This window comes from Rhizobium sp. MHM7A (assembly GCF_005862215.1).
Taxonomy (GTDB): Bacteria; Pseudomonadota; Alphaproteobacteria; order Rhizobiales; family Rhizobiaceae; genus Rhizobium; species Rhizobium bangladeshense.
Map to the genome: position 1 here is coordinate 241,012 of NZ_VCHT01000009.1, position 17,962 is coordinate 258,973.

General features: G+C 60.0%; 18 protein-coding genes. 6 read left to right on the plus strand and 12 right to left on the minus strand.

Features of this window, described 5'->3' with window-relative positions:
• Positions 1-30: 30 nt before the first annotated feature.
• Complete coding sequence (locus FFR93_RS26425) at positions 31-1,404, minus strand: 3-deoxy-7-phosphoheptulonate synthase class II (protein WP_138395329.1); 1,374 nt, start codon at positions 1,402-1,404, stop codon at positions 31-33.
• Between the two features lie 188 nt (positions 1,405-1,592).
• Between FFR93_RS26425 and FFR93_RS26430 the strand changes: the two genes are divergently transcribed.
• A complete protein-coding gene (locus FFR93_RS26430) occupies positions 1,593-2,882 on the plus strand; it encodes a vWA domain-containing protein (RefSeq protein WP_138395330.1) in 1,290 nt (429 codons plus the stop codon).
• A gap of 5 nt (positions 2,883-2,887) precedes the next feature.
• Here the strand turns inward: FFR93_RS26430 and gor are convergent, their stop codons facing one another.
• Positions 2,888-4,273, minus strand: a complete 1,386-nt coding sequence (gene gor, locus FFR93_RS26435) for a glutathione-disulfide reductase (RefSeq protein ID WP_138395331.1) — start codon at positions 4,271-4,273, stop codon at positions 2,888-2,890.
• 177 nt (positions 4,274-4,450) lie between these two features.
• On the opposite strand from gor, the gene FFR93_RS26440 reads away from it, so the two are divergent.
• Positions 4,451-4,669 carry a hypothetical protein gene (locus FFR93_RS26440; RefSeq protein ID WP_064705176.1) on the plus strand — a complete coding sequence of 73 codons (219 nt, stop codon included), beginning with the start codon at positions 4,451-4,453 and terminating at the stop codon, positions 4,667-4,669.
• Between the two features lie 45 nt (positions 4,670-4,714).
• Here the strand turns inward: FFR93_RS26440 and FFR93_RS26445 are convergent, their stop codons facing one another.
• From FFR93_RS26445 to rpiA, 3 genes are all read right to left on the minus strand, one after another.
• Positions 4,715-4,999 carry an acylphosphatase gene (locus tag FFR93_RS26445; RefSeq protein WP_138395332.1) on the minus strand — a complete coding sequence of 95 codons (285 nt, stop codon included), beginning with the start codon at positions 4,997-4,999 and terminating at the stop codon, positions 4,715-4,717.
• Positions 5,000-5,091: 92 nt separating this feature from the next.
• Positions 5,092-5,649 (minus strand): DUF2059 domain-containing protein, encoded by a 558-nt coding sequence (locus tag FFR93_RS26450; protein WP_138395333.1) that lies wholly within the window; start codon positions 5,647-5,649, stop codon positions 5,092-5,094.
• Positions 5,650-5,664: 15 nt separating this feature from the next.
• Positions 5,665-6,363, minus strand: a complete 699-nt coding sequence (gene rpiA / locus FFR93_RS26455; RefSeq protein WP_064705179.1) for a ribose-5-phosphate isomerase RpiA — start codon at positions 6,361-6,363, stop codon at positions 5,665-5,667.
• Between the two features lie 247 nt (positions 6,364-6,610).
• Here rpiA and FFR93_RS26460 point away from each other — a divergent pair, with 247 nt between their 5' ends.
• Positions 6,611-7,315 (plus strand): HAD family hydrolase, encoded by a 705-nt coding sequence (locus FFR93_RS26460; RefSeq protein ID WP_138395334.1) that lies wholly within the window; start codon positions 6,611-6,613, stop codon positions 7,313-7,315.
• Positions 7,316-7,451: 136 nt separating this feature from the next.
• Here FFR93_RS26460 and FFR93_RS26465 read toward each other — a convergent pair whose 3' ends face one another.
• Positions 7,452-9,359 (minus strand): murein L,D-transpeptidase, encoded by a 1,908-nt coding sequence (locus FFR93_RS26465; RefSeq protein WP_138395335.1) that lies wholly within the window; start codon positions 9,357-9,359, stop codon positions 7,452-7,454.
• A gap of 94 nt (positions 9,360-9,453) precedes the next feature.
• Positions 9,454-9,615 (minus strand): hypothetical protein, encoded by a 162-nt coding sequence (locus FFR93_RS41040; protein WP_171049263.1) that lies wholly within the window; start codon positions 9,613-9,615, stop codon positions 9,454-9,456.
• A 165-nt stretch (positions 9,616-9,780) separates the two neighbouring features.
• On the opposite strand from FFR93_RS41040, the gene fumC reads away from it, so the two are divergent.
• Complete coding sequence (gene fumC, locus FFR93_RS26470) at positions 9,781-11,172, plus strand: class II fumarate hydratase (protein WP_138395336.1); 1,392 nt, start codon at positions 9,781-9,783, stop codon at positions 11,170-11,172.
• Positions 11,173-11,247: 75 nt separating this feature from the next.
• Here the strand turns inward: fumC and FFR93_RS26475 are convergent, their stop codons facing one another.
• Both FFR93_RS26475 and FFR93_RS26480 read right to left on the minus strand, forming a co-directional pair.
• Positions 11,248-11,961 carry a cysteine hydrolase gene (locus tag FFR93_RS26475; RefSeq protein ID WP_138395337.1) on the minus strand — a complete coding sequence of 238 codons (714 nt, stop codon included), beginning with the start codon at positions 11,959-11,961 and terminating at the stop codon, positions 11,248-11,250.
• Between the two features lie 34 nt (positions 11,962-11,995).
• A complete protein-coding gene (locus tag FFR93_RS26480; RefSeq protein WP_138395338.1) occupies positions 11,996-12,823 on the minus strand; it encodes an Ig-like domain-containing protein in 828 nt (275 codons plus the stop codon).
• Between the two features lie 217 nt (positions 12,824-13,040).
• Here FFR93_RS26480 and FFR93_RS26485 point away from each other — a divergent pair, with 217 nt between their 5' ends.
• Complete coding sequence (locus FFR93_RS26485; protein ID WP_138395339.1) at positions 13,041-14,648, plus strand: fumarate hydratase; 1,608 nt, start codon at positions 13,041-13,043, stop codon at positions 14,646-14,648.
• A gap of 107 nt (positions 14,649-14,755) precedes the next feature.
• On the opposite strand, the gene FFR93_RS41600 is transcribed toward FFR93_RS26485, so the two are convergent.
• The gene (locus tag FFR93_RS41600; protein ID WP_138395340.1) at positions 14,756-14,965 is read right to left on the minus strand and encodes a hypothetical protein; all 210 of its coding nucleotides are present in this window, start codon (positions 14,963-14,965) and stop codon (positions 14,756-14,758) included.
• A 274-nt stretch (positions 14,966-15,239) separates the two neighbouring features.
• Between FFR93_RS41600 and FFR93_RS26495 the strand changes: the two genes are divergently transcribed.
• The gene (locus FFR93_RS26495) at positions 15,240-16,307 is read left to right on the plus strand and encodes a GGDEF domain-containing protein (RefSeq protein ID WP_138395341.1); all 1,068 of its coding nucleotides are present in this window, start codon (positions 15,240-15,242) and stop codon (positions 16,305-16,307) included.
• 6 nt (positions 16,308-16,313) lie between these two features.
• Here the strand turns inward: FFR93_RS26495 and FFR93_RS26500 are convergent, their stop codons facing one another.
• Positions 16,314-16,925 (minus strand): pyridoxamine 5'-phosphate oxidase family protein, encoded by a 612-nt coding sequence (locus FFR93_RS26500; protein WP_138395342.1) that lies wholly within the window; start codon positions 16,923-16,925, stop codon positions 16,314-16,316.
• Positions 16,926-16,962: 37 nt separating this feature from the next.
• Complete coding sequence (locus tag FFR93_RS26505; RefSeq protein ID WP_138395343.1) at positions 16,963-17,943, minus strand: alpha/beta hydrolase; 981 nt, start codon at positions 17,941-17,943, stop codon at positions 16,963-16,965.
• Positions 17,944-17,962: the final 19 nt, after the last annotated feature.

Sequence of the window (17,962 nt, forward strand, 5' to 3'; positions counted from 1 at the left end):
GGGTTTTTCGTCATTCGTCTCGGGCTGGGCTCAACCGTTGACGACCATGCGCTTCTCGTCGCGGCCGCCCTTCATGCGCTCAGCAAGCAGGAAGGCGAGCTCGAGCGCCTGGTCGGAGTTGAGGCGAGGATCGCAATGGGTGTGGTATCGGTCCTGCAGGTCGTCAGCGGTGACCGCGCGGGCGCCGCCGGTGCATTCCGTCACGTCCTTGCCGGTCATTTCGACATGGATGCCGCCAGGATGCGTGCCTTCGGCGCGGTGGATCTGGAAGAAGCTTTCGACCTCCGACAGGATCCGCTCGAAAGGACGGGTCTTGTAGTTATTGAGCGTAATCGTGTTGCCGTGCATCGGATCGCACGACCAGACGACTCTGCGGCCTTCCCGCTCGACGGCGCGAATGAGGCGCGGCAGGTTTTCGGCAACCTTGTCATGCCCGAAGCGGCAGATCAGCGTCAGGCGGCCGGCTTCGTTGCCCGGATTCAGGATATCGATCAACTGCAGCAGATCATCGGCCTGCAGCGAGGGGCCGCATTTCAGGCCGATCGGATTCTTAATGCCGCGGCAATACTCGATATGCGCATGGTCTGCCTGGCGCGTGCGGTCGCCGATCCAGATCATGTGGCCTGATGTGGCATACCAATCGCCCGAGGTGGAATCGACACGGGTTAGCGCCTCCTCGTAGCCGAGCAGCAGCGCCTCATGGCTGGTGAAGAAATCGGTCTCGCGCAGGCTCGGGTGATTTTCCGAAGTGATGCCGATCGCCTTCATGAAATCCATGGTTTCGCTGATGCGGTCGGCAAGCTTGCGATAGCGCTCTCCCTGCGGGCTGTCCTTGACGAAGCCGAGCATCCACTGATGCACGTTTTCGAGATTGGCGTAGCCGCCCATCGCAAAGGCGCGGAGAAGATTCAACGTCGCGGCCGACTGGCGGTAAGCCATGGCCTGCCGTTCCGGGTTCGGAATGCGCGATTCCTCGGTGAACTCGATGCCGTTGATGATATCGCCGCGATAGGCAGGCAGCGTCACGTCGCCCTGTTTCTCGACATTTGACGAGCGCGGCTTGGCGAACTGGCCGGCGATGCGACCGACCTTGACGACCGGAAGCTGCGCGCCGAAGGTCAGCACAACTGCCATCTGCAGGAAGGCGCGGAAGAAGTCGCGAATGTTGTCGGCGCCGTGTTCGGCGAAGCTCTCGGCGCAGTCGCCGCCCTGCAACAGGAAACCGTTGCCTTCGGCGACATTGGCGAGATGCTTCTTCAGGCGGCGCGCTTCGCCCGCGAAGACAAGCGGCGGATAGCTGGCAAGCTGGGCCTCCGTCGCCGCCAAAGCGGCTGCGTCGGGATATTCGGGCACCTGCAGGATCGGTTTCTGCCGCCAGCTGCTCGGGGTCCAGTTCTCTGCCATTTCGCCAACCTCACTCACATCCATTCCTCGGATGCCCTGTCTTGATATCCGGCGGCTTATAGACCTTTAGATGAGGCTTGCAAAGGCCAATCGCCCGAAGCTTTAAACCAGCATATACCATGTCGATTTTCCCATATTTCAGACTTTGCGTGTAAGACCTGAACGAGTTTCATCATCAGGGGCATGTCATGGCGATTCTTCCGCCCGGCTTCATTCTGGACCGTTCGGGCAATTTCGGCATCATGACGGCATTGCTAATGGCGCCGCTCCTCGGTGCTGCCGGCATGGCGGTGGATGTGGCCCACGCACTGAGCCTGAGGACACAGCTCTATGCCGCTGCCGATGCCGCCGCCGTCGGTTCGATCGCCGAAAAATCCGGGGCGGTCGCCGCCGCGATGGCGATGAGCGGCAATGGTACGATTTCGTTCGGCAAAACTGATGCCCACAACATCTTCATGTCTCAAATGTCGGGTGAACTGGGCGACATTCAGGTTGATCTCGACATCGATGTGACCAAGGCGGCCAACAAGCTGAACTCGCAAGTTTCCTTCAACGCGACTGTGCCGACCACCTTCATGCGCGTTCTCGGCCGTGAGTCGATCACTATTTCGGGCAGGGCGACAGCCGAATACCAGACCGCCTCCTTCATGGATTTTTATATCCTGCTCGACAATACGCCTTCAATGGGCGTCGGCGCCACCGCCAAGGATGTCGCTACGATGGAAAAGAACACCAGTGACAGCTGTGCCTTCGCCTGTCACGAAACGCAGAACAGCAACAATTACTACAATCTCGCCAAGAAACTCGGCGTCAGCATGCGGATCGACGTTGTGCGCCAGGCGACCAAGGAATTGACGCAGACCGCCAAGACGACGCGCGTTTCCGAAAACCAGTTCCGCATGGGCGTCTACACCTTCGGCACCAAGGCCGAAGACGCCAAGCTCACGACCATATCCAGTCCGACGGACGATCTCGATAAGGTGCGCACCTACACCGACGCCGTTGATCTGATGACCATTCCGTATCAGGGCTACAACAACGACCAACAGACGAGCTTCGACAACGCGCTGACGCAGATGAAAGACATCATCACGACGCCCGGCGATGGCAGCACCTCCGCGACACCGCAGAAAATCCTCTTCTTCGTTTCGGACGGCGTCGGCGACAGCGAAAAGCCGAAGGGCTGCACAAAGAAGCTCACCGGCAAGCGCTGCCAGGAGCCGATCGACACTTCGTTCTGCCAGCCGCTGAAGGACAAAGGCGTCAGGATCGCGGTGCTCTACACCACCTATCTGCCGCTGCCGAAGAACAGTTGGTACAACACCTGGATCAAGCCCTTTCAGAGCGAGATCCCGACGAAGATGCAGGCATGCGCCTCACCCGGCCTCTACTTCGAGGTGACGCCGACCGAAGGTATCGCCGATGCGATGAAGGCGCTCTTCCTCAAGGTCATCCGCGCGCCGCGCATCACCAGTTAGGAAGCTCAAAGGCGCTTCCCGTCACGAATACGGTAGCTCGGCGCATACATGGTGACGAGCTCTTCGGCCGCTGTCGGGTGCAGCGCCATTGTCCGGTCGAAATCGTCTTTGGTGCAGCCGGCCTTCAGCGTGACGCCGAGCAGCTGCGCCATCTCGCCGGCATCATGCCCAAGGATGTGGGCTCCCACCACCCTGCGGCTAGCAGAATCGACGATCAACTTCATGAGCATCCGCTCGCGCCGACCGGAAAGCGTGGCTTTCAGCGGCCGGAACTGGGCGCGGTATACTTCGAGCTCACCGTAGCGCTTGGCCGCCTCTTCTTCCGAAAGGCCAACGGTGCCGATCTCCGGCTGTGAGAATACAGCGGTAGGGATCAGCTCATGGTCCGGTCGGGTCGGATTGTTCTTGTACTCAGTCTCGATGAAGCACATCGCCTCGTGGATCGCCACCGGCGTTAACTGTACCCGATTGGTGACATCGCCGAGCGCGTAAATGTTTTCGATGTTGGTGCGGGAATATTCGTCGACGATGATGGCGCCGCGCTCGTCGACGGCAACGCCGGACGCCTCGAGGCCAAGCCCCTCTGTATTCGGATCGCGCCCGAGCGCCAGCATCACCATATCGGCCTGCAGCGTACCGTTGTTCAGCGTCTCGAGAACGAGCCCGTCCTCGGCCTTCGAAACCTGCTGCAGCGTATCGTGGCAGAGAATGCGGATGCCCTTGGCGACCATGGCCTCGTGCAGCCCTCGCCTCAGATCCTCATCGAAGCGAGACAGGATTTCGGCGCCGCGATAGATCAGCGTCGTTCCCACGCCGAGGCCATGGAAGATATTCGCGAATTCGACGGCGATATAACCGCCGCCTGCGATCACGATCGATTTCGGCAGTTCGTCGAGATGAAAGGCGTCGTTGGAGGAAATGCAAAGCTCGTGACCGGGAAGTGCGACATGCGGGTTCGGGCGTCCGCCGGTCGCGATAACGATCGTCTTTGCCGTTACCGTCTGCCCTGTTTTCACAAGCCGCACCGTATGGGCATCGACAAGTTCGGCGCGCGTTTCCAGGATCTCGGCATTGGCGCCGGCCAGTCCCTTCTTGTAGAGGCCTTCCAGCCGGGCGATTTCTACATCCTTGGCGGCCACCAGCTTCTTCCAGTCGAAGCTGCTTTTGCCGACAGTCCAGCCGAAGCCCGCCGCATCCTCGAAATGTTCGTGGAACTGCGAGGCATAGACGAAGAGTTTCTTCGGCACGCAGCCGCGGATGACGCAGGTGCCGCCGTAGCGATATTCCTCGGCGATTGCCACCTTCTTGCCGAGCGAGGCGGCGACGCGCGCGGCGCGCACGCCTCCGGAACCACCGCCGATGACGAAGAGGTCGTAATCATAGGAAGACATGAGAAGCTCCGGAAGGGAATCACAGGAAGGACGTTCCTGATATAGGGGCGATCGTCATGAAAACAAAAGCCCGCTCCCGCGTCACGACGTTCTCTCTTGGCGAATCCTCATTGGCGGTTGACCGGGTCGCATCAGACTGGCAGGCAACTGACGGGATCAAAAATGCCGGAGCAAAAGATGGATCAGATTCTCTTCGCCAACCTGTGCAGGGCCGGCAAGTTCAAGGAAGCTCTCAACCTCGCCATCCAGGGTCACGAGAATGAGAAATTTACCCCGAGCCGCTTCGCAATGGACAAGAAAACCGGAGTGCCGATCTTCTACCGTGGCAACAAACGCGTGGAGCCGGATGAGACAGGCGTGTGGCAATTGGCAAAGAGCTCGAAGGATTGGGGGTGAGTCTCCGGCGCGTCGATGATCACATCCGTCGGCGGAATGCCGCTCTCAGCCGGTGATACGGAACTCCGCGGGCATTTGCTCAAGCCGGACCGCTTCAGTCTCGACGCCTGAAACCGATGCCCCGGCCGGCCCGCTTCTAAAACGTTCGATCATTGTCGAAATCGCGCTATCGGATCCAGCGACCAAGGCGGCCACAGATCCGTCCGCTTCGTTGCGCACCCAACCAGTGACCCCAAGCCGTGACGCCTCGCCGCGCGTCCACATGCGAAACCCGACGCCCTGGACTCTCCCTGATATGCGCACTCGCACAGCCTTGTAATGATCGGACATGTCTGCCTCACCAAGCTCCGCCGCACACTTGCTGCATCATAACAAAAAAGCCCGGTCGATGCCGGGCTTTCGCAAGTTCTGACGAGCAGATCTTACTGCTGGGCGGCCGGAGCCGGAGCAACCGGGCTGTCGGTTGCCGGCGGCGGCGCCTTGATGACCTTGGAAAGCTCGGCATTACTCTGCCTTTCCAGGTCGCGAGAAATGCCCTGCGCCCAAATATCCGCGGCCTTCGCTGTCTCGCGCGAGGCGACCGGGCCGTCCTTCAGCAGCTTCTTGCCGACGTCGGAATTGTAGAAGTCGGCGATCGCCTTCAGCTCGTCGATGGTGAAAGTCTTCGCATAGGTGAGCGCAGCTTCCTTCTCGAGATCGCCGCGGCGCGGCGCCAGCGCCAGCGCCTGCGCATCCACTGTCGAGGAAATGGCATCCTGGTAGTTCGGCGAATCCTGGATCAGGCCGGCCTTGAGGCGCTCGGCAAGACCGGGCAGGATATTGTCGAACTGGGCAGTAGCGCCGATGGCGTCAATCGCCGCGCGCGCGGCCTTCAGCTGCTCCTCGGAGACCTCCTGCGCGTTGACGGCGGAGCCGAAGGCAAGCCCGGAAAGAACGATGGTCGCAGCGGCAAAACGGCCAAGACCTGCAATGTTCACCATGAGTGTATGCTCCTGTTATCTGTTTGCCTGCAGAGTGCGCGCACCCGCAGGACCGGCAATGATCGCAAGTGCCGCCATATTGATAAAGAGCCCGTGTTCGACGACGCCGGGTATGGAATTCAGCTCGCTCGAAAGCGCCTCTGCATCAGGAATGCGGCCAAAAGATGCATCGATGATGTGATGGCCGCCGTCCGTGGTAAACTCTCCGTCACCGGACTGACGCAGGTTGAGTTCGCCCGAAAGGCCGAGCCGCGTCGCAACCTTTTCGATGGCGATCCGTGTTGAGACGAGACCAAAGGGATTGACCTCGATCGGCAGCGCGAAGGCGCCGAGTGTTTCGACCAGCTTGCTCTCGTCGGCGATAACGATCATCCGCTGCGAAGCGGCGGCGACGATCTTTTCGCGCAGCAGCGCGCCGCCGCCGCCCTTGATCAGCCTGAGCGCCCGATCGACCTCGTCGGCGCCGTCAACCGTCAGATCAAGCGCCGGCAGTTCGTCAAGCGACTTCAGCGGAACACCGAGTTCGACACAGAGCCGCGCCGTTCGTTCGGACGTTGGAACGCCTTCGACCTGGAAGCCGCCCGCAACCTTCTCCGCCAGCAGGCGGACGAATTCTTCCGCGGTACTCCCTGTGCCAATGCCAAGACGCATCCCGCTTTCGACGTGAGCGAGCGCGGCCTCGGCGGCCTTGATCTTCATTTCGCGGGCATCCATGCGCCGCCAACTCCGAATTATTGCGTTGGATGTGCTGTTTACACGCCTCGCCTGGCAAACGAAAGTCAAAATCATCACGGAAAATGAAAAGCCGAAACAAACGCCTGCGGCTTTCCCGGCGGTCCTCAGGCCGTTGCTTTCCGTCACGCGATCGCCTACCTCAGGAGTGTCCATCGCTTCCGCGGAGAGACACGTTCGTTTCCGTGGACGCCGCTCGCAAGACGCCCACGCTCAAAAAGGCAAGCCCTTGACTCCTGCACCCGCTCCGCTCGTCGTCTTCGATCTCGACGGCACGCTCCTCGACACGCATACCGACCTGGTCGAAAGCCTGAACCATACGATTGCAGCCCTCGGGCTTGAACCGGTCACTTATGACGACCTCACCCATCTTGTCGGCCAGGGCGCGCGCGTCATGATCGAGCGCGCCTGCCGGCTACGCGGCCATCCGCTCTCAGCGGACACCCTGCCGCCGCTGGTGGAACGCTTCGTCGCCCATTATGCCGGCAACATGCCGGGCCATACCCAACCCTATCCCGGCCTGATCGCGGCGATGGACCTGCTGAAATCGGGCGGCTATAGCCTCGCCGTCTGCACCAACAAGATGGAGAGCCTCGCGCGCGGCCTGCTCGAGAAGCTTGGTCTCACCGGCTATTTCGACGCCATTACCGGCGGCGACACCTTCGAATACCGAAAACCCGACGCGCGTCACCTCACATCTACCATCGAGCGCGCCGGTGGCGATGTTTCCCGGACCGTAATGGTCGGCGACAGCATCAACGATATCGCGGTCGCTAAAAACGCCGGCGTGCCGTCGATCGCCGTGCCTTTCGGCTATTCCGATGTGCCGGTGAACACCCTAGGACCAGACCACATCATCACCCATTTCGATGAGCTGACAACGGAATTGGTCGAAAGACTATTAGGGGAATATGCGGAAAAGGTTGCTGTTTGAGGCCTGGTGATCAAGACGATGTCTGCGCGATCACGGCCCGTTGCATGTCCTCTCCCTCGTGTCTTCCCCTTTAAGCCCCCAAAACAAAACGGGCGGTCCAAAGACCGCCCGCCCGCATAACCATCAAATCCGATTGTCAGATCTGCGCCCCACGCGCCTTGCTCGTGGCATCGAAAGCCTTCTCTACATAGGCGTCACGGCCGTAAACGTCGTCGAAATATTCCACCACGCCGTCCTTGTTCGGCCAGGCGGTGAAATAGGAGACATAAACCGGGATCTTCTGTGGCACCTTCACCGCATGGTTCTGTCCGCTGGCGATCTGCCTGGCGACGTCGTCCATTGTCGTACCGAGCACGGCGGCTGCCATTGCACGCGGGTTCGCAAGGCGCACACAACCATGGCTGAGCGCCCGCATGTCGCGCTTGAAGAAGCTCTTCGAAGGCGTATCGTGCATGTAGATCGCGTGGCTGTTCGGGAACAGGATTTTCAGTTCGCCGAGGGCGTTATCGCTGCTTGGCGGCTGGCGCACCGAAACATTCGCTGTTGACCCGTACCAGTCGACGCTGGACGAGGCGACAGCATGGCCATTCACCTCAACCTCATAACCGAGCTGATCGAGGTAGTTCGGGTCCGATCGCAGCTTCGGCAGCATCTCGTTGATGATGATCGACTGCGGCACGCCCCAGAACGGGTTGAATTCCACCGTTTCGATCTGGTCGTTGAAGAAATAGGTCTGATTGTTCTTGCCACCGACCACCACACGCATCGACAGCTGTTCCTTGCCGTCATTGTGGTAGTAGGCCATATAGGCCGGCTGATTGATCATGACGTAGCGGGAACCAAGGTCCTCCGGCAGCCAGCGCGCCTGCTCCATGGCGACGACGAGCTTGTCGATCTTCGAAGCATTGGTGTCGCCGCCGGTCATGGCGCGCACCGTCGCCTGGCCGATCACACCATCCGGCTTCAGTCCGCGCTCTTTCTGGAAGTCCTCGACCAGCGAGACGATCTCGGGCGAATAGTCGCTGCCGCCCGCATAGGCTGCAAGCGTCGCCGCATGATCGGTCTTCAGCGTCTCGGACCCGTGCTTCTGCAGCGCTTTGACGATGTTGGCGATCTCGGGCGAGCTGTCGCCGGGTCTGAGCAACCCGGTGAGCGTAATGACGATTTGCTCCTCACTCCCGCCGGCGGCACGAAGCTTGGCGAGCTCCCCCTTCAGAGCCTCGAACTGCGGGCTATCAGGTGAACGGCTGGCGATATAGGCGCCGGGGTTAGGGCTCATGCGGGCGAGCTTCAGCACCGGCGCCAGATTGACCGCCTTGCGCTGGAAATCGTGATAGCCGGAAATCTTGTTCGGGTCGATGCGGCCGCGGACCGTGTCCTGCACGAAGGCAAGCACCTTGCCCGAAAGTTCAAGCTCGAACTGCATCAGCGCCCGGTCGCGCACGGCAGGATCAGGATTGGCCGGATCGACCGTCGGCGTCTGGACGGCATAATCGGCAGGGTCGAGGCCGACGGAAGCCGCATCGGCCAGCGCGGATATCGCCGACTTGGCGCGCTCGCTGATCTGGTTGCCGTCAATCCAGACGAGCGGGTTGCGGTTGTCGCCATAATAAGCTTCGAGCGCCTTGGCGACGTCGGCGTTGGCGCGAACCCTGGCCTGTGCCAGGAAGCGGCGCTGCACCACCGGTTCCGTGCCGGAATCGCTCGCCGGCGAAACCTCTGCAACCGCACCTGTGACGATCGGATCGGCGAACTTGCTGGTATCGACGAACTGCAGGGCTTCGGTCTTGTAGGTGTAATAGCGTGGGCCGCTCACCTTCGGCAGCGGCGCCTCCGGGTCGAGCCCAAGCGATCCGCCGGCGCTGCCACGCGGCGCCACGCGCCCGGGCGGCATCTGGTCCATGAAGATGGTGCTCTGGGTCCGCTGCCTGTCGCCGCGCAGCATATCCATCAGCGTATAGGCATGCGCGGGAACGGCACTCATTGCCGCCAGCCCGCAGGAAATTGCCAATGCGGATACCGCACCTTTCAAAACGAACGTCATATATATTCCAGTCCCGGTGTCATGCTGTTCTTGTCACGAGCGCAAGGCTCAAGCTCAAATCCCGCGAAACTCAAGCAGCGCAGGGCTCCATTGATCAGAAACCGGCCTTCGCTGCCAGCGCCGGCGGACCTAATTCTATGTGACGAAAATCCTGCACGGCGCCGCGCAGTAGTTCACACAAAATTATGAAATTATTAGTTAATTTTTTACCGATTTTTTGCCGCCAAACCAGTGCGGCTAAAACCTCCTGCCGCATAAAATTTTCAACGTGGCCGAAAAAGCACGGCCGGCAGCAGCACAAACATGACTGCTACCTTCAATATTTCGCGCAGCATCCGGTTTTCTTGTCCGGGTTTCCAACCTATAAGACCTCATCTTTCGAAGATGCCCGAAAACAGCATGCGACAGGAAGGCAAACCCTATGACCGCTACCCGCACCGAAACCGACACGTTTGGCCCAATTGACGTCGCCGCCGACCGATATTGGGGCGCCCAGGCCGAGCGTTCGCTTGGCAATTTCAAGATCGGCTGGGAAAAGCAGCCGCTGTCGATCGTCCGCGCTCTTGGCATCGTCAAGCAGGCCGCCGCCCGCGCCAACATGTCGCTCGGCCAGTTGGATCCCACACTCGGCAAGGCGATCGTCGACGCCGCCCAGGAGGTGATCGACGGCAAGCTCGACGAGCACTTCCCGCTGGTCGTTTGGCAGACCGGCTCCGGCACGCAGTCGAACATGAACGCCAATGAAGTCATCTCCAATCGTGCGATAGAAATGCTCGGCGGCGTCATGGGTTCCAAGAAACCGGTGCACCCGAACGACCATGTCAATATGAGCCAGTCGTCCAACGACACCTATCCGACGGCGATGCACATCGCCTGCGCCGAACGGATCGCTCATCATCTGATGCCGGCCCTCAAGCACCTGCACGCCGCCCTCGATATGAAGGTTACGGAATTTAGCCACATCATCAAGATCGGCCGCACCCACACCCAGGATGCGACACCGCTGACGCTCGGCCAGGAATTTTCCGGCTATGCCGCTCAGGTCGGCTCCGCCATAAAGCGCATCGAGATGACGCTGCCCGGTCTCTGCGAACTCGCCCAGGGCGGCACCGCAGTCGGGACTGGCCTCAATGCGCCGGTGGGCTTCGCCGAAAAGGTCGCTGAGGAGATCGCCGACATCACCGGCATGCCTTTCGTCACTGCGCCAAACAAGTTCGAGGCGCTTGCCTCGCATGACAGCATGGTCTTTTCACATGGCGCCATCAATGCGGCAGCTGCCGCCCTATTCAAGATCGCCAACGACATCCGCCTGCTCGGATCAGGCCCGCGCGCCGGCCTCGGCGAGCTGGCGCTACCGGAAAACGAACCCGGTTCTTCGATCATGCCGGGCAAGGTCAATCCGACCCAGTGCGAGGCGCTGACGCAGGTCTGCATCCACATTTTCGGCAATCACGCCGCACTGACCTTCGCCGACAGCCAGGGCCATTTCGAGCTCAACGTCTACAATCCGATGATGGCTTATAATTTCCTGCAGTCGGTGCAGCTCCTTGCCGACGCCGCCGTCTCCTTCACCGACAATTGCGTCGTCGGCATCGAGGCGCGCGAGGACAACATCAAGGCCGGTCTCGAACGCTCGCTGATGCTGGTCACCGCCCTCGCCCCGAAGATCGGCTACGACGCCGCCGCCAAGATCGCCAAGACGGCCCATAAGAACGGCACGACGCTGAAGGAAGAGGCGCTCGCCAGCGGTTTGGTCTCCGCCGAAGACTACGATGCGATCGTCCGCCCGGAAACGATGATCGGGCCGAAGTAGCCGGCGGCAAGCTGCAGCCCTTCTTTGCCTGGCGTTGCTGACGGGTCGATCGCTCACCTCGATCCGTCTTTCCTTCTACCCGGCAGCCTCGGCAAGCAGACTTTGAATCACGTCGCCGGATTCTGCCGTCCAGCCGAAAAGCAGCTCGATTGCGAGCAGCGTCGCCTCATGATTGCTGCGGGCAGCATCGGCGGCGATCAATTCAGCGGTGCAGTCGCGAAGCACGACGGGACGGTAATCCCGAAAAGTTGCGTCCCGGACCGTCGATTCGACGCATATGCTGGTAGTCGCCCCAACGAATATGAGCGTGTTGATCCGCCTGGTCCGCAGAATGGCATCGAGCGGCGTCTCGAAGAACGCACTGTATCGATGTTTAGAAATCACGACGTCGCCTGGCTGAGGCGCTAGTTCCGGAACGATGGCCGTATTCCACGTATCGCGAACCAGAACCATGCTTTCGCTGCCATCGGGTGCCGTGACGGCCCGCCCGATATTCATGCGCCTGTGCTTTATTCGATGGGCGGAATCGTCATTTCCGGCATCAGAGAGATCGGAATTGTGCTCCTGTCTGGTGTAGACGATCAGAAGACCGGCCTTTCGCGCCGCTTCGAGGAGCAGCGCGATCGGCGGAACGAGGCACTGGATCGGCGAAATATCAAGGCCGGCAAGATCGAACATTCCGCCGCGGCTGCCGAAGTCATTCTGCATGTCGATCACCATGACGGCCGTCCGATCCTGATCGAAGCTGATCGCTTCAGGCTGTGCTGCGATAGAATATCTGTTTGACATGTGACATTCCTCTTGCAGACCTGGGTGACCGGGATCAAACCAGCAGCGAAAAATTGTCCATGACGACCGAATTGCCCATGAAGTCGAAACGGATTTCTTCGATGTCTTCAAGAGTGACCTCGAGACTGGCGCCGGTGACCTCGAGTTCCTGCTGATAGACGATCTGCCCGCCATTCAGGGCAGTGAGCGTCAGGTGGAAGGGCGCTGCCGACACTTCGGCGATCGAAACGCTCTGAAAGGTGAATTCCCCGCCATCGAGCAGCTTCAAGCTTACGGGCGCAGAACCCGGCGATAGAACGGTATCGCTGAACCCGTCCTCGGTGATGGCGTCGACGCCCGCGATCGTATCATAGACGATACCGTTCAGAAGCGTCACTTCATGGCTGCCGTTCACGGAGAGCGCAAAGCCACGGTAATTGGGAAGGGAGAAATTATCTGCCCTCGATAAGACGCCCATATCGTCGAAATCCAGAGTCTCATGGTACTTGTCCTCTTCGTTGACGCCGTCTATCGCCTGCGTCAAAATGCCGACGTCCGTTCCCCCGGCGCCATCGGAGATCTTGTAGCGGATCTCTTCAATCAGCTGTTCGTGCGCCCGCAGGTTCTTCACCACGTCGAGCGTGTAATCCAGCTCGTAGGTGAAATGACCATCGGGCCGCACGGTGAACGTGCCGTATTTCCCTTGTATGATCGTCTCCTGCGTCGGTCCCTGTTTCGCATCGACGCGGACACCATCGAAAAAACGAAGATAGAGCGGCGCACCCTCGGGATCGTTGTCGTTGTCGAGAAGGTTCCCTCTGATCGGATCATGTTCGAAAGAAATAAAGAGGTCGTCGTTAGCAGTTGGCTTTGCTTTGGTCATCGGAAGCTCCTGCAAGTTAACGCGACCGGGAATATGGACCGGCTCCGAACCGAAGGCAACCTGAAGTCGTCTTGTGTCGAGCCCGTCGCAGCCTCGCCTCGTCCACTGCGCATGGCGCACCCGCCGAACTCTCGCGGCATCCTGATTGCTTTTGCCTGGCAGGGGATTTAGATCGGTTCCAATCTAGCGACGCACGCCCACCAGAAAGGTCTCTTCGATGGCTGACGATCTCTTCCCGCTCGGCAAGGACACCATCCCCTATCGCAAGATCAGCGGCGATCATGTCTCGATCGACACTTTCAGGGGTCAGGAAATCTTGACTGTTGAGCCGGAAGGCATCCGCCTACTTGCAGAAACCGCCTTTGCCGATATCAACCACCTGCTGCGTCCGGGCCATCTGAAGCAACTCGCCGCCATCCTCGATGACCCCGAGGCCACAGACAATGACCGCTTCGTCGCCTATGACCTCCTGAAGAACGCCAATATCGCCGCCGGTGGCGTGCTGCCCATGTGTCAAGACACCGGCACGGCCATTATCATGGGCAAGAAGGGCCGCAGGGTCTGGACCGAGGGCGGCGATGCGGCGGCCCTCGCCCGCGGCGTCATAGACGCCTACGAGAAGAAGAACCTGCGTTATTCGCAGCTTGCGCCCGTGAAGATGTTCGAGGAGAAAAACACTAGGAACAACCTGCCTGCCCAGATCGACATTTATGAGGAAGGCACCGACGCGTACGAATTCCTCTTCGTCGCCAAGGGCGGCGGTTCGGCCAACAAGACTTTTCTCTACCAGGGCACGCCCTCGCTCCTGACGCATGACAGGATGATCGACTTCCTTAAGGAAAAGATTCTGACGTTAGGTACGGCAGCCTGTCCTCCCTACCATCTGGCGATCGTCATTGGTGGCACCTCGGCGGAGATGAACCTGAAAACGGTCAAGCTTGCCTCGACCCGCTACCTCGACGAACTACCCACCGAAGGTTCAGAAAGCGGCCATGCTTTCCGCGACCTCGAGATGGAAAATGAGATCCACAAGCTGACGCAGCAGATGGGTGTCGGCGCCCAGTTCGGCGGCAAGTATTTCTGTCATGACGTGCGCGTCATCCGCTTGCCCCGCCACGGCGCATCCCTTCCGATCGGCCTCGGGGTCTCCTGTTCCGCCGACCGCCAGGCCAAAGGCAAGATCACCCGCGATGGCATTTTCATCGAGCAGCTCGAAACTGATCCGTCGAAGTACATGCCCGAGATCGACGAGGCGAAACTGTCGGAATCGACCGTGCATATCGACCTCGACAAGCCGATGGCCGAGGTGCTCGCCGAACTCTCCAGGCACCCGGTCAAGACGCGCCTTTCGCTGACCGGCACCATCATCGTAGCCCGCGACCTCGCACATGCCAAGATTCGTGAACGGCTGGAAAAGGGCGAAGGCATGCCGGATTACCTGAAAAACCATCCGGTCTACTATGCCGGCCCCGCCAAGACGCCGGCCGGCTACGCCTCCGGCTCCTTCGGTCCGACGACGGCCGGCCGCATGGACAGTTACGTCGACCAGTTCCAGTCCTTCGGCGGCTCGATGGTGATGCTCGCCAAGGGCAACCGCTCGCGCGCCGTGCGCGAGGCCTGCAAGAAACATGGCGGCTTCTATCTCGGCTCGATCGGCGGCCCCGCTGCCCGTCTCGCCAAGGACTGCATTCGCAAGGTCGAGGTACTCGAATATCCCGAACTCGGCATGGAAGCAGTCTGGAAGATCGAGGTCGAAGACTTTCCCGCCTTCATTGTCATCGACGACAAAGGCAATGATTTCTTCCAGGAGTTGAACCTGGCATGACTGCGACGGTATCCAGTTGAGAAGAAGCAAGCGGCAGAGCCACAAGCGCGTTGAGCGCCAGGAATAGGCAATGAAAACAACCGCGGTCAGCTGCTCCTCACGCGCCTCTACCGCGTCGACGCCTTATCCAATGCCCCGTTATCCTGCGGCATACCGGCAGTAGGGCTGGGACGCGCGACATCTCCATCGTCCACTCTGGCCAGTATCTCCGTACGGAATACTCCGGCGAAAATACCGGTTTGCTCCAGCAGCAAGACACCAGCGACGATGACAGTTGAGGCGAGAGCGATGACAGAAATGTGGCCAGACCTTTTCATGGTCTCATGCCTCTGCCTACAGGTGTCGACAAGATGAATACGGCCTCGGACCAGATAAGAACTGTAAGTTTTTTAGACACCGTTCCCGCCAAGCGGGTATGCACTGTTCCGCCGAAGATACATTTCCCAATGCAGAATCATAGGCCTGCCTGAAGTATTGAGCTTCGCCGGAATTTTTATATGTAATCTTTGGTATATGTCGCTTTAATCTTTTCCCAAGAAATTTAAGCTAACAAATTAAATATTGCCTTTGAATATATGAGGAGTTCGCCGGATGAATACGGCTGTCGCGCCGAAGGTGCAGGTTCCCGACGTCGCGGGTCAAATCACCTATGCCATGCGCTCGATGGGTGTTGCGCCGATACCGCGCAATTACGAACTCTTCTACGAGGCCTATATCGGCTCTAACCCTGCCCTCACTCGCGAACTTGCAGCCCTTGGCAGCCAAGCCACGCAGGCCGAACTTGATGCGCTCGGTGCGCAATATTTCACCACTAGCCCGGCCCGGGTCTTCGACGACGTTCATACGCGCATATCAGGCGAACTCGAAGGCCTGTTGCGGATCCTGAGGCAGGAGCAGAGCTCGCTCGAAAGCTATTCCAGGCTGCTCGGCGAAACCCACAAGCGCATCACATCGAAGAGCAATGCCAGCGTCGAACTGATCGAAAGCGCCATCGAACTTTTAAGCCAGGCGACTGGCGACACCATGGCGCATGGCGAACGCACCGTCGAGGACGTCGTCCAGCGCTCGCAGGAGATGGACCAGGTCCGCAAGGAACTCGACGAATACAAGCGCATCGCCAATACCGATTCGCTGACGCGCCTTTCCAATCGCCGCGCCTTCGACGACCGCCTTGCGGCCGTCTTCAACAATCCCGGCATGCGGCCGGTGACGGCCCTGCTGCTCGCCGATATCGACAATTTCAAGAAGATCAACGACACCTACGGCCATCCCGTCGGCGACAAGATTCTTGCCACCGTAGCCTCCGTCATCCGCAGCAATGTCCGGCGCGACGTCTTCGTCGCCCGTGCCGGCGGCGAGGAATTTGCCCTGATCATCGAGGGCAACACAGTCGAGGAAGTGGCGGCGATCGCCGAACGCATCCGCCGTACGCTGGAAACCACGCCGTTCAAGAATTCCCGCACGCGGGTGAATTACGGCCCGATCACCGTTTCGATCGGCATCTGCATGGCGTCGAATGCCGAGGATGCCGGCGAGCTATACAGCAAGACCGACATCGCCCTCTACGGCGCCAAGAATGCCGGGCGCAACTGCATAGTCCTCTATCAGGACGGCATGCAGAAGGACTTCAGCAAGAGCTGGCTGATCTACAAGTCCTGATGGCCTTCACCACATCGTCTTCGCCGCACGTGCCGGCCATTCCCGGTCGTAGGTTTCCTGGTCGAAATCGCCGACCGCGGCCTTCAGCATCTGACCCGGCGTCGGCAGCTTCGCCGGATCGGCGAAATGTTCGCCATTCCAGAGATCGGCCCTCATCACTGCGCGTGCGCACTGGAAATAGACCTCGTCGATCGAGATGACGACGACGGTGCGCGGGTGTTTGCCATCCATCTCGAAGCTTGCAAGCAGCGCATCATCGTCGGAGACGACACCGCGTCCGTTGATGCGCATCGTCGTATTCGAGCCAGGGACCAGAAACATCAGCGCGAGCCTTGGATCTCGCACAATATTCGAGAGCGAATCGACGCGGTTGTTGCCGCGCCAGTCCGGCAGATGCAGCGTCTCTTCGTCGACGACGCGAACCACGCCGCCGAGATCGCCGCGTGGCGAACAATCGAGCCCTTCCGGGCCGACGGTCGCAAGCGCCGCAAAGGGCGATATCTCGATCATCTGACGGTAAAGCGGCGTCAGTCGCTTGGTCACCTTGTCGACCGAAGCCTGCGATAGGCCTGCGCCGTAGATCCTATTGAGCTCTTCGATGCTGCTGATGATTTTCATAAGGCGTCCCGCCGCGGCTTGATATCCGGGGCGGACGCTACAATGCCGCGCGCCTTGCCGGAAGCTCAAAAAACGGAATGATCTCCGCATCTTTTTTGATAGCGCTGCCGGTAACGCCTTTCTCGTCCGGATTGCCATCTAGAAATGTCGCAATCGCAGCAAGCACCGGAGCGGCGCTTACGATGCGCCGATGCCCGAAACCGTTCGCCCACAACAGCCGGACGCTCTCGCCTGCCGCCCCGTAGCGTCTTGCATGGGCGGGCGACACCTCCTTATCGTCTTCGGCGTGCATGACGAGAACCGGCCGGCCAATGCTATCCGCCGCCCCGCCGATATCGAAATCCTCGAGTCGCCGCCCGGTGACACGGCTAACCTCGTTCTCGAAGACTGCCTGCGCGGCAGGGCGCAGGCCTACCAAACGGCCAAAATCGATAAACAGCCAGCGCATCTCGCTCGGTGCGCCGATCAACGCCAGTCGCTCGATGGTGACAGGTGCGAGATGAGGCAGCAAACCCAAAGCCGAGACCATCAGAGCTGCCCCGCCGAAGGAATGGCCGATCGCTGCATCGAATGTGCCGAACCGCGCTTCGGCCGCCGCTATCGTTTCCACGGCGAGCCCCATGTGCAGAAAGCGTCCGCCGGCGCATCCATGGCCGGGAAAATCGAGCGCCACGACCTCCGCGCCAGTCGCCGAAAGCATGGAAACGAGCTCGGCCATATATTCAGTGCGCGAGCCCCAGCCATGCGTCACCAGAAATCGCTTGCGCTTGCCCCGGGCCCCGCCGTTCAGCCGGTAGGCATATGCACGTCCTCCACCGGCGAGCTTAAGGGCGAAACGCTCGGCTCCGGCAAGCCGGGCCGCACCCGACGCATGCGCCGCCCTCGCCTTCGCTCCCTCCGGCCTTGGCGATGGCGTACGGCAGAACAGCAGGAACGCCGCTTTGCCCGCCAGAGCGGGTGAAACTGCCTGCAGCAGCGAAAAACCGCGGCGGGTGACGTCACTTAAGAAATTTGCCATAGTGGGAATCCCAAAGACT